A 13,061-nucleotide genomic window follows, 5' to 3' on the forward strand; every position below is an offset into this window, starting at 1 on the left:
TCACTTCGCCGTCGCGCGCGGCGGAGCCTTCGACAACGCCGTCGCCATCGCCGAGATCAGCGGCTTCATGAAGAACGCGTCGTTCGTCGGGTAGATGTCGGTGCGCAAGCCGTAGGTCTTCAACTCGTCCGACACCACGGGCCCGACGGAGGCGATCGGGGTCTGCTGCAGGCCCTCGCGCAATTGCGCCTCGCATTTGTGCGCCTGCGCCACCTCGAGCAGGCGGCGAACCTGGCCGGAGCTCGTCAGCGCGATGGCGTCGATTCGGCCCCGCGCCATCTCCTCGATCGCGGTCACGATGTTGGCGTCGGCGGCCTGCGCGTCATAGACATAGGGCAGTACCGTATCGACCTCGGCGCCCTGCGCCTTGATCGCGCCGATCAGGGTGGCGTGATCCTTGTCCGGATAGAGCTGCAGGCCGAGCCGATGGCCGCTCAGGTCGAGCTTCGACAGCATCTCGGCGACGCCTTCCGAGGTCGGCTTCTCCGTCGTCATTTGTGGCTCCAGGGCGATCTCGCGCAGCGCGCGGCCGGGCTTTGGGCCGCGGGCGAATTTGCGCGCCTTGCCGAGGCTCGTGATAAACTCCGGCTCGACCCCGATCCGGCGCACCACCTTCATCAGCCGGCGCAGGCCTTCGCCGGTCATCAGCACGAGGTCGTCGAGCGGCCGCTCGATGGTGCGGCGAATCCAGGCCTCGATCGGCGCCGGATCCGGCGCGTCGTGGATGGTGAACATCGGGCATTGCAGCACGTCGGCGCCTTGCTCGGCGAGCAGGCGGGAAAACTGCGCCTCCTCGCGCGTCTCGAGGATCAGAATGCGGTAGCCGTTCAGCCGGTCAGCCATGATTGTCCCTAACAAACATTGTCGTCATTTGGTCGATTTGACCCCCGCGCCGGGATTGGCGCAAGGCCGCCTGCGGTGTAGACGAGGGCCGAAAATGAACGTTCCACGCATCTGCTCAAGCTTTGGTCAATTGGCATGCCCGACCATCAATTCGTTCTGACCCTGTCCTGTCCGGATCGCCCCGGGATCGTCTCCGCGGTCTCGACCTTCCTGGCGCATAATGGGCAGAACATCCTGGACGCCCAGCAGTTCGACGACATCGAGACCGGCAAGTTCTTCATGCGCGTGGTGTTCACCGCGGCCGATCTTGCGGTGGAGCTGGCTGCGCTGCAAACCGGCTTTACCGCGATCGCCGAACGCTTCGCCATGGAATGGCAGATGCGCGATCGCGCCAGCCGCCGCCGGGTGATGCTATTGGTGTCCAAGTCCGATCACTGCCTGGTCGACATCCTCTATCGCTGGCGCACCGGCGAGCTCGAAATGATCCCGACCGCCATCGTCTCCAACCATCCGCGCGAGAGCTACGGTTCGCTCGATTTCGGCGATATTCCGTTCCACCATCTGCCGGTGACCAAAGAGACCAAGCGGCAGCAGGAAGACGCGGTGTGGAAGCTTGCCCAGGACACCAACACCGATCTCGTGGTGCTGGCCCGCTACATGCAGATCCTGTCGGACGAGATGTCGGCGCGGCTGTCGGGCCGCTGCATCAACATCCATCATTCCTTCCTGCCGGGCTTCAAGGGCGCCAAGCCCTACCACCAGGCGCATGAGCGCGGCGTCAAGCTGATCGGCGCCACCGCGCATTATGTCACCAGCGATCTCGACGAGGGGCCGATCATCGATCAGGACGTCGAGCGCATCAGCCATCGCGACACGCCCGAGGATCTCGTGCGCAAGGGCCGCGACATCGAGCGCCGCGTGCTGGCGCGGGCAATCCGCTACCATCTCGCCGACCGCGTCATCCTCAACGGGCGCAAGACCGTGGTGTTCGTGGACTGATCCGCCGTTCACCCGATTGTCGTGCTGAAGGCCGTGGTGTCGCCCTGCATCGAGGTGCTGCATGAAACTCATCCACATGAGCGACATCCATCTGACGGCGCCGGGGCGGACGATCTTCGGCCGTGATCCTCTGCTGAACTTCGAGCGTTCCCTCGATCAGGTGCTTGCCGATCATCGTGATGCCGAGCTCATGGTGATCTCGGGTGATCTTTCCGATCTCGGCGAGCTCGCCGATTACCAATTGCTGCGCGAGCGCCTGAGCCGGTTTCCGATCCCTGTGCGGCTTTGTATCGGCAACCACGACCATCGCGAGACGTTTCTCGGCGTGTTTCCCGAATGCGCCGACGCGGACGGGTTCGCTCAAGGTGCGCACGACGCCTCGTTCGGCCGCTGCCTGCTCCTCGACACCTATGAGCCGCAGACCGCCGCCGGCAGTTTCTGCGAGAGGCGGCAGGCCTGGCTGGAGCGGGAGCTATCGCAGCATGACGGTCCGTTCTTCCTGTTCATGCATCACAATCCATTCCCGACGCATATCGCCCCGGTCGACCGGATCGGCCTGCTCGACGATGCCGCGTTCCGCTCGATCGTCGCGAAGCACCGGAGCAAGATCCGGCATATCTTCTTCGGTCACTGCCACATGGTGCTGAGTGGTTCGGTTGCCGGTGTCCCCTCGACCTCGCTGCGCGGAACGAACCACGCCAGCTACCCCGTGTTCGCGGAGGTTCTGACCGTCGCCGATCTGCCGGAGTCCTACGGCGTGGCGTTCATCGGCGCGGACTATGTCACCGTGCATATGGTGGAGTTCGGTTACCGCGGCGAAATCCTCAGCGAGGATTGGCCGGGCAAGGCAGTCATTGGGTCGGGTTCTGCGCGGGCGCCGCCGCGGCCGGCTTGGAGCCATCGCCGCGCTCCGCCGCCGGCATCAGGCGCTTGCGTTCCCGCTCCTGCATGAACTTGTCGTATTCCGGGGTGCCCGCCCGCGGTGGCGCGTCTGCGGGCAGACCGCCGGCCCAGGCCGGAATGTAGTCGGCCATGCCGGCCGAGACCTTTTGGTTCACGGTGCTGCATCCACCGAGCGCGCAGGCCGCGAGCGCGAGGGCAGTCAGGACAGGGATGTGGCGTGTGAGGATCGGCATTGGCGGCAGCATACAGCCCTGGTCTTTATGGATGATGATCTCAGGCGCGACCGTTCGGCTGCAATTGTGCTTGTTTGTTGACATTGCTGCTTGATTTGTACGATCGTACAAATGAATTCAGCTGGCGGCCGCCTGAGTGAGCGACATCGGTACTTGTGGGGGCGTTGAGTTTCGGGGGCGGATTCTGGTATCCTGATACTTGCTTCTGCGGCTGGGCCAAATCGCGGCGCGCGCGACACACGTCCATCGTCCGATTGACAGAGGGCGCGGGGAAACGCCTTGTCGCGTTACGGCTCGGCCGTGACTTGGTTGGGCTAAGGTAAGGCAAGGGCCGGGGACTCGGCTCGACGCAGAACAATGGAAGGGGGAGGGATGTCGATGTTCAATCGTCGCAAAATGTTGCTGTGGGGCGCCGCTTCGGCCGTGCTTCCGGGTTTGTGCGCCAGCATGCCGGCGCGGGCGGACGACGCCGTCAAGATCGGCCTGATCCTGCCGATGACCGGCGGCCAGGCCTCGACCGGCAAGCAGATCGATAACGCCATCAAGCTCTACATGCAGCAGAAGGGCGACACCGTCGCCGGCAAGAAGATCGAAATCATCCTGAAGGACGACGCCGCGGTGCCCGACAACACCAAGCGGCTTTCGCAGGAACTGATCGTCAACGACAAGGTCAATTTCATCGCCGGCTTCGGCGTGACGCCGGCGGCGCTGGCCGCGGCACCGCTGGCGACGCAGGCCAAGATCCCGGAAGTCGTGATGGCCGCCGGCACCTCGATCATCACCGAGCGCTCGCCCTATATCGTGCGCACCAGCTTCACGCTGGCGCAGTCCTCCACCATCATCGGCGACTGGGCGGTCAAGAACGGCATCAAGAAGGTCGCGACGCTGACCTCGGACTACGCGCCGGGCAACGACGCGCTGACCTTCTTCAAGCAGCACTTCACCGCCGGCGGCGGCGAGATCGTGGAAGAGATCAAGGTCCCGCTCGCCAATCCCGACTTCGCGCCGTTCCTGCAGCGTATGAAGGATGCCAAGCCCGACGCGATGTTCGTGTTCGTGCCGGCCGGGCAGGGCGGCAACTTCATGAAGCAATATGCCGAGCGCGGGCTCGACAAGAGCGGCATCAAGGTGATCGGCCCCGGCGACGTGATGGACGACGACCTGCTCAACAACATGGGCGATGCCGCGCTTGGCGCGGTGACCGCGCATCTCTACTCGGCAGCGCATCCGTCCGCGATGAACAAGGATTTCGTCGCCGCCTACAAGAAGGCATACGGCAACCGTCCGGGCTTCATGGCGGTGAGCGGTTATGACGGCATCCATCTGATCTACGAGGCGCTGAAGAAGACCAATGGTGCGACCGACGGCGACAAGCTGATCGAGGCGATGAAGGGCATGAAGTGGGAGAGCCCGCGCGGCCCGATCTCGATCGATCCGGAAACCCGTGACATCGTGCAGAACATCTATATCCGCGAGGTCGAGAAGGTCGATGGCGAGCTCTACAACGTCGAGTTCGCGACCTTCGAGGCCGTCAAGGATTCCGGCAAGACCAAGAAGTGACGCGCGAAAGCTCCGCTCGCTGCACATCATGGCCGGGACGAGTCCGGCCATGACGATCCTGTTGACGTGGTGTCGTTTGCGCCCTCTCGCTTAAGCTGACTTCATGGCCTCAATCCTCACCAATTTGTTCGACGGCGTCGCCTACGGCATGCTGCTGTTCGTGCTGGCCTGCGGGCTTGCGGTGACGCTCGGACTGATGAACTTCGTCAACCTCGCGCATGGCGCCTTCGCCATGGCCGGCGGCTACATCTGCGCCGTGCTGGTCAACAATTCCGGCTGGCCGTTCTTCACAGCGTTGCCGCTTGCCTTTGTCGGGAGTGCCGTGATCGGTGTCGCGCTGGAGCGCACGCTGTACCGCCATCTCTATGCCCGCAGCCATCTCGATCAGGTACTGTTCTCGATCGGTTTGGTGTTCATGTCGGTCGCGGCGGTCGACTACATCATGGGATCGTCGCGGGTCTTCATCAAATTGCCGGCGGCCCTGGAAGGGCAGATCGATCTGTTCGGCGTCGGCATCGGGCGTTATCGGCTGATGATCGTCGTGATCTGCGGCCTGCTCACACTGGCGCTGCAACTGATCCTGGCGAAGACCCGGTTCGGCAGCCGCCTGCGCGCCGCGGTCGACGATCCGCGCGCCGCGATCGGGCTCGGCATCAACGTGCCGCAGGTGTTCGCGTTCACCTTCGCCTTCGGCTGCGGCCTCGCCGGGCTCGGCGGCGCGCTGAGCGCGGAGATCCTCGGGCTCGATCCGTACTTCCCGCTCAAGTTCATGATCTACTTCCTGATCGTCGTCACCGTCGGCGGCTCTTCCTCGATCACGGGGCCATTCCTTGCCTCGCTGCTGCTCGGCATCGCCGACGTCGCCGGCAAATACTACGTGCCCAAGGTCGGCCCCTTCGTGATCTACACTGTCATGATCGTGATCCTGCTCTGGCGCCCGAACGGTCTGTTCGGCCGCACCGCGGCGCGGTGAGGCTGATATGACCGCGCTGTCCGACGTCTCCACTCACGCGATGGCCAGCGCGCGCTGGCGGATCAGCGAGGTCGCGTTCTGGGTGCTGGCGCTGGCCTGCGCCTTCCTGTTCCCGTCGCGCTATCTGATCATGACCGACATCGTGCGGCTCGGCCTGTTCGCGCTCTCGCTCGACCTGATCCTCGGTTATGCCGGCATCGTCTCGCTCGGCCATGCGGCGTTCTTCGGCGTCGGTGCGTATTCGGCCGGCTTGCTGGCGCTGCACGGCATCATCAACGAGCCGGTCATTGCGCTGGTCGCCGCCGGTCTCGTTGCGGCGGTGCTCGGCTTTCTGACCAGCTTCCTCGTCATCCGCGGCGTCGACCTGACCCGGCTGATGGTCACGCTCGGCATCGCGCTGCTGCTGGAAGCGCTCGCCGAACGCTTCTCGGATATCACCGGCGGCACTGACGGCCTTCAGGGCATCGAGATGCAGCCGATCCTCGGGCTGTTCGCCTTCGACATGTTCGGCAAGACCGGGCTGTTCTACTCGCTGATCGTGCTGTTCATCCTGTTCCTGTTTGCCCGTCGCGTGGTGCATTCCCCGTTCGGCCTGTCGCTGCGCGCGATCAGGAACAATCCGCTGCGCGCGGCCGCAATCGGCATACCGGTCAACCGCCGCCTGATCGCGGTCTATGCGCTCGCCGCCTTCTATGCCGGGATCGCCGGCGCGCTGTTCACCCAGACCACGGCGCTGGCCTCGCTCGACGTGTTTTCCTTTGAGCGCTCCGCCGATTTGATGCTGGTGCTCGTGATCGGCGGCACCGGCTATCTCTATGGCGGCCTGATCGGCGCGGTCGTGTTCAAGATGCTGCAGGAGCTGTTTCAGAGCATCACGCCGCAATACTGGCTGTTCTGGATCGGCCTCGTGCTGGTCGTGATCGTCATGGTCGGCCGCGCGCGCATCCACCGCTGGGTGCTGTTCGTGCCGAACCTGATCATCCGCCAGTTCGCCGGCCGCAGGGCCGCCGTTGCAATGCCCGAGGGCGACGCGCCATGACCATCGCGCTCGAAACCCGCGGCCTCGAAAAGTCCTTCGGCGGCCTTCGCGCCACCCGCGACCTCTCGCTGAAGGTGATGCAGGGCGCCCGCCACGCGCTGATCGGTCCGAACGGCGCCGGCAAGACCACGGTCATCAATCAGCTCACCGGCGTGCTGGCGCCGAATCGCGGACGAATCCTGCTCGAAGGCAGCGACATCACCGGCCTCGCCGTGCACAAGCGGGTACTGCGCGGGCTGTCGCGCACCTTCCAGATCAACCAGCTCTATGCCGACCTGACTCCGCTCGAGACCATCGGGCTTGCGGTCTCCGAACGGATGGGCCGCGGCGGCGACTGGTGGCGGCGGATGGGAACGCGTAGCGACGTCAATGCCGAGATCGCAGAGATCCTGTCGCGCTTCCATCTGCTCGACGTAATGACCGAGCTCACCTCGACATTGCCCTACGGCAAGCAGCGCCTGCTCGAGATCGCGGTCGCAATCGCCGCCAGGCCGCGGGTGCTGCTGCTCGACGAGCCGGCGGCTGGTGTGCCCGAGAGCGAGCGCCACGATATCCTGGCGGCGGTCGCGGCGCTGCCGCGCGACGTCACGGTGCTGCTGATCGAGCACGATATGGATCTGGTGTTCTCCTTCGCCGACCGCATCTCGGTGCTGGTCAATGGCGGCCTGCTCACCGAGGGTGCGCCCGACGAGGTGGCGCGCGATCCGCAGGTGAGGGCGGTCTATCTCGGCGAGGCCGCCGATGCCTGACCTGCTCTCCATCAAGGGCTTGCGCGCCGGATATGGCGAGGCGGTGGTGCTGCCCGACATGTCGCTGGCGCTTGCCGAGGGGCAGGTGCTCGCGCTGCTCGGTCGCAACGGCACCGGCAAGACCACGCTGATCAATTCGATCGTCGGCATCGTTAGGCGCCTCAGTGGCAGCGTCGTACTTGCGGGCCAAGACATCACGGCATTGCGGCCCGACCAGCGCGCCCGCGCCGGGATCGGCTGGGTGCCGCAGGAGCGCAACATCTTCCGCTCGCTGACGGTGGAAGAGAACATGACCGCGGTGGCGCAGCCCGGGCCGTGGACGGTCGAGCGGGTGTATGAGATGTTTCCGCGGCTGAAGGAGCGGCGCGGCAATTTCGGCAACCAGCTGTCCGGCGGCGAGCAGCAGATGCTGGCGATTGGTCGCGCGCTGACGTTGAACCCGAAAGTGCTGCTGCTCGACGAGCCGACCGAAGGCCTCGCGCCGATCATCGTTGAGGAATTGTTAAAGGCGATCGGAACCATCACGCGCTCGGGTGGCATCTGCTCGATCATCGTCGAGCAGAATGCACAAAAGATTCTCGGGCTCGCCGACCGCGTTGTGATATTGGAACGCGGGACGATTGTGCACGATGCGGCAAGCAGCGCGCTGAAGGCCGATCCCGCTGTCCTCGAGCGCCATCTCGGCGTTGCCGGGACCAAAAAACACTGACGCCCTCAGGGAGTTCACCATGCAGCGAACCAAGCCACCGTTCCGCGCCGACGAGGTCGGTAGCCTGTTGCGTCCGCCGAAGATCAAGGAAGCGCGCGCCAGGCTGGAGAAGGGCGAGATCTCGGCCGACGAGCTGCGCAAGATCGAGGACATGGAGATCGAGAAGGTCGTGCACAAGCAGGCTTCGGTCGGCCTCAAGCTTGCGACCGACGGCGAGTTCCGCCGCTCTTGGTGGCACTTCGATTTCCTCAGTCATCTGACCGGCTGCGAGCTGTTCCACCCCGACATGGGCATCCAGTTCGCGGGTGTGCAGACCCGGCACGACGCCATCCGGGTGATCGGCAAGCTCGACTTCTCCGATCGTCACCCGATGCTCGATCACTTCAGGTTCCTGAAGAAGTACGCCGACCAGGCGCATGTCACCCCGAAGATGACGATCCCGTCGCCGGCGGTGCTGCACTTCCGCGGCGGCCGCAAGCTGATCTCGAAGGAGGTCTATCCGGACCTTGAGGAGTTCTATCAGGACCTCGGCAAGACCTATCGCGAGGCAGTGAAGGCGTTCTACGACGCCGGCTGCCGTTACCTGCAATTCGACGACACGGTGTGGGCCTATCTGTGCTCGCAGGAGGAATTGCAGAAGTCGCGCGACCGCGGCGACAATCCCGATGGGCTGCAGGAGATCTATGCCCGCGTCATCAATTACGCGATCGCCGATCGTCCATCCGACATGGTGGTCACGACGCATGTCTGCCGCGGCAATTTCCGTTCGACCTGGATTTCCTCCGGTGGCTACGAGCCGGTCGCCGAGACCATGCTGGCCGGCACCAATTACGATGGCTATTTCCTCGAATATGATTCCGATCGTGCCGGCGGCTTCGAGCCGCTGCGCTTCCTGCCGAAAGGCAACAAGGTCGTGGTGGTCGGCGTCATCACCTCGAAGTTCGGCGAGCTCGAGAAGAAGGACGACATCAAGCGGCGGTTGGAGGAGGCATCGAAGTTCGCCCCGATCGAGCAGCTCGCAGTGTCGCCGCAATGCGGTTTCGCCTCGACCGAGGAGGGCAACATCCTCTCCGAGGAGGAGCAGTGGGCCAAGCTGCGGCTCGCTGTCGAGGTCGCGAACGAGGTGTGGGGGAAGTAGGTTTCGCTCGCCGTTCCGGGTTCGCAGTTTCTAGGTGCAGGAATGAAGGCGCATACCGCGTCAGCTTGTGCGGCTGGACAGTCGTTCTTGCCGCATGATAGCTTTGGTCTATTGAGGATGATCCAACGATGTTGATCGCTTTCGAGCTTAGCCAGCACTGACGAACGGTTGGCCGGTCGAATGACCGGGTTGCCGTAACGCCGCCGCGCCTCGCTTTGGTGAGGCGCCGTCTGTTGCTGTTGAAGCCGAGAGGCCATCATGCCCCAATCGTCCGACGCGTCCAGTGCGCAAATTGCATCCTATATTCCCGAGCTCGATCGTCTCGCCGCCGACGTCATGGCCGACTGGAAGGTGCCGGGCGTCGCGCTCGCCGTGGTGCAGGACGACAAGGTCGTGCTCACACGCGCCTACGGCCAGCGCGATGTCGAGGCGAATTTGCCGGTTACGCCGGCGACGCAGTTCGCGATCTGCTCGATCACCAAATCCTTCACCGCCACTGCGATCGCGCTGCTGCACGATGGGGGGCGGCTCGATTGGGCCAAACCGGTACGCGACTATATCCCCGAGTTTCGTCTCAGCGATCCGGTGGCGACAGAGCGCGTCACCGTGCTCGATCTGTTGTGTCATCATACCGGGCTGCCACGCCATGACTGGGTGCACGAGCCCGGCGATCTCGCGCCGGCCGACATGCTCGGCCTGATGCGGCATCTGGAACTGAACCGCGATATCCGGAGCGCATTTCAATACAACAACCTCTGCTACAATGTTGTGGGCTTGTTGATTGAGCGCCTGAGCGGGCAAAGCTATCAGGCGTTCATCCGCGCGCGCCTGACCGACCGGCTCGGCATGAATGTCGGCTTCAACCTCGATGATCTCGAAGCGTCCAGCGAGCCGGCGCGGCCCTACAAGATCTACGAAGACACGCGGCTGCCCGCGTTCCGTCTGCCGATCACGACCACCGCGTCTGGTGCGATGACCACCTCGGTCGCGGATTTCGCGAGCTGGATGCGGCTGCATCTCGGTCAGGGCGCGTTCGATGGTGAGCGCATATTGCCGGCAGCGCTGATCGGTGAGCTGCATGCGCCGCGTGTCTACAACACGTTGCCGGGCTATGCGGAGTTCGGCCAGGCGCATTACGGCCTTGGCTTCCAGTGCAACAGCTACCGCGGCGACCGACTGGTCGAGCACGGCGGCGGCTGGATTGGCTGGAATACGCAGATGACGCTGCTACCGGATTTCGGCATCGGCATTGCCGTCTTCACCAATCGCAGTCCGAACCAGGTGCCGTGGACGCTGACCTTGCAGATCATCGACCGGCTGCGCGGCCGCGAGCCGATCGAATGGCGCGAGCGTTTCCGGAAGCGGCGTGTCGAAGCCCTTGAGCAGATCCAGGTCGACAAGGGCATGCGGGAGAAGGGCCGCCGCGCCAACACACACCCGGCGCACGAGCTTGCGGCCTACGCCGGCGATTATGAACACCCTGCTTACGGCGTGATGTCGATTAGGGAGCTGGAGGGCATCCTGCATTGGTCCTGGCGCGGCCTGTTTGCGGCTTTGGTGCACCGTCACTTTGAGACGTTCGAAACGCCCGAGGTGCCGGACCGCTACGTGCCGGACTCGCTTCCGATCACGTTCCTGACCAATCGCGACGGCAACATAGTCAGCCTTTCGGCGCCGCTCGAACCGGCAGTCGCTGATATCGTGTTCGTGCGCCTGGCGGCCGGCGACTGCACCGACGTCGCGTTCCGCACGCGCTGTGTCGGCAGCTTCAAGTGGCGGGCGATCACGCACCGCGTCGCGCTGGATAGCGAGGGGGTGCTCGAATTGAAGTCCGACTACCAGCCGGCCTATCGCCTCGCGCCGGAGCAAGGCAGGAGGTTTCGCATTGCCGGGCAGGCCGGCTTCGTCGAGTTTTGCGGTGATGAGGCGATCGTCGACGAGATGATCGTTTACCAGCCGGGTGGCACCTTCGTGGCGCGGCGAACAGATGTGCCTCGTCGCCGACGCGCCCCGATGGTGTTTCTCGAGCACGCCGTCACTGCTCCGCCAGATAGACCTCCCCGAGCAGCGAGGAGTTCGACCACGGCACCTGCTTGCCCTTGGTCGCGGCGACGACTTCGGCGCGGACCCGCGTCAGCATCTGCTGCACTTCGAGGCCGGGCGTGCCGACATGGCGTGACAACGCCGCCGAGAACGGGCTGTTGGCGCCTTCGCCGTCGAGCGCGACCTGGCCCGGTGCGGTCGCGAACGCGATCAACGTGCCCGCGCCGAGCGTCGAGCCCGATCCGAGCGACGCGGGCGCGGCAAGGCCTGAGCCGGCTTCGATACCGCGGCTCGGCCCTGCGGACGCCACCTGCGGCGCCATCGGATTGTTGCGGCAGGCATCGAGGATCAAAATGTTGGTACGGATCTGATCGTCGAGGCCGGCCATGATGGTGTCCATGTCGACCATCGCGTCGGTCATACGAGCTCCCGCCTTGAACGCGATATCGACCGGCACGAGGTAGTTGCGGCCGTCGATCTGCACGCCGTGACCGGCGTAATAGACCACAGCGATCTGCGACCGCGCCGCCTCGCGCAGGAAGTCATGGATCGTCGTCTGCATCGTGTCGCGATCGAGATCGAGACCCTCGGAGACGGTGAAGCCGATGTCGCGCAGGCTCTTGGCGATGGCGCGGGCATCGTTCGGTGGATTGGGCAGCGCCTTGACATGCGCATAGGCGCCGTTGCCGATCACCAGCGCCACGCGCCGGCCGGTGGCCGCGGCCTGCACACGCGCCGCTGGTGCTGCAGGAGCTGCTGCCGCGGGCGGTGCGGGCGCAGGGCTGCTTTCGGCGGCAGGCGCTGCAGTGGTCTTGCGCGGCGCCGCGTCGGCCTCCTTCAGCAGCGCGAGCCGCACCTTGGCGGTGGCCTGGTTGGCCTTGCTGCCGGCGTCGGACGCCACGCCCTCGAGCGCTGACGCGTAATCTTCCTTGGCGCGCGCAGCATCGCCGTTCGCCTCATAGGCGAGGCCGCGCTGGGTGTAGGCCGAGATCAGCACGCTGCCGGGCGGCGTCATGATGTTGACCGGCGCTTTCGCCTTCGCGAGCCGGATCGCTTCCGTCGTGTCCGCAATCGCGCGCGCGATGTCACCCTTGGCGCGCCAGATCACGGCGCGGCTGATCAGCGGCTGCGGCAGCGACGGATCGATCCTGACCGCCTCGTTGATGTCGGCGAGCGCGCCGTCGAGATCGCCGAGCGCCTGCTTCGAGGCGCCTCGGTTCTGATAGGAGAACGCCGATTTCGGGCCGGCCTTGATCGCGGCATCGTAGTCGGCGATCGCCTTGGCGTAGTCGCCCTTGCCGCGATAGGCATTGCCGCGGTTGTGAAAGATGATGCCGCCCGGCGGCCCCATGCGCAGCGCGTCGTTGAAGTCGGCAATCGCGATGTCGTACTCGCCCTTGTCGTAATAGGCCGAGCCGCGCAGATTGTAGACGGGGGTGCTGGGCTTCAGATGCAGCGCCTCGGTGGCGTCAGCGATCACCTGCGCGTAGTTGCCCTTCTTGTTCCAGCCCACTGCGCGCCAGAAATAGATCGTCGCAAGCTTCTCGCCGGAAAACACCTTCAACGCGATGATCTTGGTGCAGGCGTCGATCATCTGGTCGGCCGGTGTGGTGTCGGTCGTGCAGAGTGGGCCTAGCTGGGAGCGCGCCTGCGCGAAGCAGGGGGCCGACCACAGGATGGCCGCGAGCAGGCAGGGTATCAGGAGCAGGCGGCGCATTGGTCATCCAGGGGTAAGGGCATCATGGTGGTCGGCGGCGAGGCGGTCCGGGAGATTGTCCATGACTGTTTGGTGATTGGCCGTGGAGGGGGGTTCAACTGGTGGGAAAATGGTGATAAGACCTCGTCGCACACTATCTCTGCCCACTTTTGTCC

The 13,061-nt window shown here is 64.6% G+C and carries 11 protein-coding genes and 1 pseudogene; 9 read left to right on the top strand and 3 right to left on the bottom strand.

From position 1 onward, the window contains the following. Entirely contained in the window at positions 1-843 is an 843-nt protein-coding gene (locus tag BraRD5C2_RS14045; protein WP_223969217.1) for a uroporphyrinogen-III synthase, read from the bottom strand. Between the two features lie 135 nt (positions 844-978). On the opposite strand from BraRD5C2_RS14045, the gene purU reads away from it, so the two are divergent. After that, complete coding sequence (gene purU, locus BraRD5C2_RS14050; RefSeq protein WP_223969219.1) at positions 979-1,842, top strand: formyltetrahydrofolate deformylase; 864 nt, start codon at positions 979-981, stop codon at positions 1,840-1,842. A 61-nt stretch (positions 1,843-1,903) separates the two neighbouring features. After that, positions 1,904-2,794: a metallophosphoesterase gene (locus tag BraRD5C2_RS14055; RefSeq protein WP_223969220.1), complete on the top strand. Its 891-nt coding sequence runs from the start codon at positions 1,904-1,906 to the stop codon at positions 2,792-2,794. Here BraRD5C2_RS14055 and BraRD5C2_RS14060 read toward each other — a convergent pair. Continuing rightward, positions 2,694-2,978: a hypothetical protein gene (locus BraRD5C2_RS14060; protein WP_223969304.1), complete on the bottom strand. Its 285-nt coding sequence runs from the start codon at positions 2,976-2,978 to the stop codon at positions 2,694-2,696. The two genes, BraRD5C2_RS14055 and BraRD5C2_RS14060, sit on opposite strands and share 101 nt — an antisense overlap. 378 nt (positions 2,979-3,356) lie before the next feature. Between BraRD5C2_RS14060 and BraRD5C2_RS14065 the strand changes: the two genes are divergently transcribed. The 7 genes and pseudogenes from BraRD5C2_RS14065 to BraRD5C2_RS14095 form a co-directional block, all read left to right on the top strand. After that, the gene (locus BraRD5C2_RS14065; RefSeq protein WP_223969222.1) at positions 3,357-4,538 is read left to right on the top strand and encodes an ABC transporter substrate-binding protein; all 1,182 of its coding nucleotides are present in this window, start codon (positions 3,357-3,359) and stop codon (positions 4,536-4,538) included. 103 nt (positions 4,539-4,641) lie between these two features. Beyond that, the gene (locus BraRD5C2_RS14070; protein WP_223969224.1) at positions 4,642-5,511 is read left to right on the top strand and encodes a branched-chain amino acid ABC transporter permease; all 870 of its coding nucleotides are present in this window, start codon (positions 4,642-4,644) and stop codon (positions 5,509-5,511) included. A 7-nt stretch (positions 5,512-5,518) separates the two neighbouring features. Further along, positions 5,519-6,550: a branched-chain amino acid ABC transporter permease gene (locus BraRD5C2_RS14075; RefSeq protein WP_223969226.1), complete on the top strand. Its 1,032-nt coding sequence runs from the start codon at positions 5,519-5,521 to the stop codon at positions 6,548-6,550. Further along, the gene (locus BraRD5C2_RS14080) at positions 6,547-7,299 is read left to right on the top strand and encodes an ABC transporter ATP-binding protein (protein ID WP_223969228.1); all 753 of its coding nucleotides are present in this window, start codon (positions 6,547-6,549) and stop codon (positions 7,297-7,299) included. Before BraRD5C2_RS14075 ends, BraRD5C2_RS14080 begins: the two co-directional genes overlap by 4 nt. After that, positions 7,292-8,008: an ABC transporter ATP-binding protein gene (locus BraRD5C2_RS14085; protein WP_223969230.1), complete on the top strand. Its 717-nt coding sequence runs from the start codon at positions 7,292-7,294 to the stop codon at positions 8,006-8,008. Before BraRD5C2_RS14080 ends, BraRD5C2_RS14085 begins: the two co-directional genes overlap by 8 nt. A 19-nt stretch (positions 8,009-8,027) precedes the next feature. Further along, complete coding sequence (locus BraRD5C2_RS14090) at positions 8,028-9,146, top strand: cobalamin-independent methionine synthase II family protein (RefSeq protein WP_223969232.1); 1,119 nt, start codon at positions 8,028-8,030, stop codon at positions 9,144-9,146. Between the two features lie 258 nt (positions 9,147-9,404). Then, positions 9,405-10,826 (top strand): annotated as a pseudogene (locus BraRD5C2_RS14095) (serine hydrolase); the annotation flags it as partial. A 355-nt stretch (positions 10,827-11,181) separates the two neighbouring features. Here the strand turns inward: BraRD5C2_RS14095 and BraRD5C2_RS14100 are convergent. Further along, the gene (locus BraRD5C2_RS14100) at positions 11,182-12,906 is read right to left on the bottom strand and encodes a caspase family protein (protein WP_223969234.1); all 1,725 of its coding nucleotides are present in this window, start codon (positions 12,904-12,906) and stop codon (positions 11,182-11,184) included. Between the last annotated feature and the right edge of the window lie 155 nt (positions 12,907-13,061).

The sequence above is a fragment of the Bradyrhizobium sp. RD5-C2 genome, from assembly GCF_019972155.1.
Taxonomy (GTDB): Bacteria; Pseudomonadota; Alphaproteobacteria; order Rhizobiales; family Xanthobacteraceae; genus Bradyrhizobium.

Coding starts and splice junctions, on each gene's coding strand:
- BraRD5C2_RS14045 (WP_223969217.1), bottom strand. CDS start 843: ATGGCTGACCGGCTGAACGGCTACCGCATTCTGATCCTCGAGACGCGC.
- purU (WP_223969219.1), top strand. CDS start 979: ATGCCCGACCATCAATTCGTTCTGACCCTGTCCTGTCCGGATCGCCCC.
- BraRD5C2_RS14055 (WP_223969220.1), top strand. CDS start 1,904: ATGAAACTCATCCACATGAGCGACATCCATCTGACGGCGCCGGGGCGG.
- BraRD5C2_RS14060 (WP_223969304.1), bottom strand. CDS start 2,978: ATGCCGATCCTCACACGCCACATCCCTGTCCTGACTGCCCTCGCGCTC.
- BraRD5C2_RS14065 (WP_223969222.1), top strand. CDS start 3,357: ATGTTCAATCGTCGCAAAATGTTGCTGTGGGGCGCCGCTTCGGCCGTG.
- BraRD5C2_RS14070 (WP_223969224.1), top strand. CDS start 4,642: ATGGCCTCAATCCTCACCAATTTGTTCGACGGCGTCGCCTACGGCATG.
- BraRD5C2_RS14075 (WP_223969226.1), top strand. CDS start 5,519: ATGACCGCGCTGTCCGACGTCTCCACTCACGCGATGGCCAGCGCGCGC.
- BraRD5C2_RS14080 (WP_223969228.1), top strand. CDS start 6,547: ATGACCATCGCGCTCGAAACCCGCGGCCTCGAAAAGTCCTTCGGCGGC.
- BraRD5C2_RS14085 (WP_223969230.1), top strand. CDS start 7,292: ATGCCTGACCTGCTCTCCATCAAGGGCTTGCGCGCCGGATATGGCGAG.
- BraRD5C2_RS14090 (WP_223969232.1), top strand. CDS start 8,028: ATGCAGCGAACCAAGCCACCGTTCCGCGCCGACGAGGTCGGTAGCCTG.
- BraRD5C2_RS14100 (WP_223969234.1), bottom strand. CDS start 12,906: ATGCGCCGCCTGCTCCTGATACCCTGCCTGCTCGCGGCCATCCTGTGG.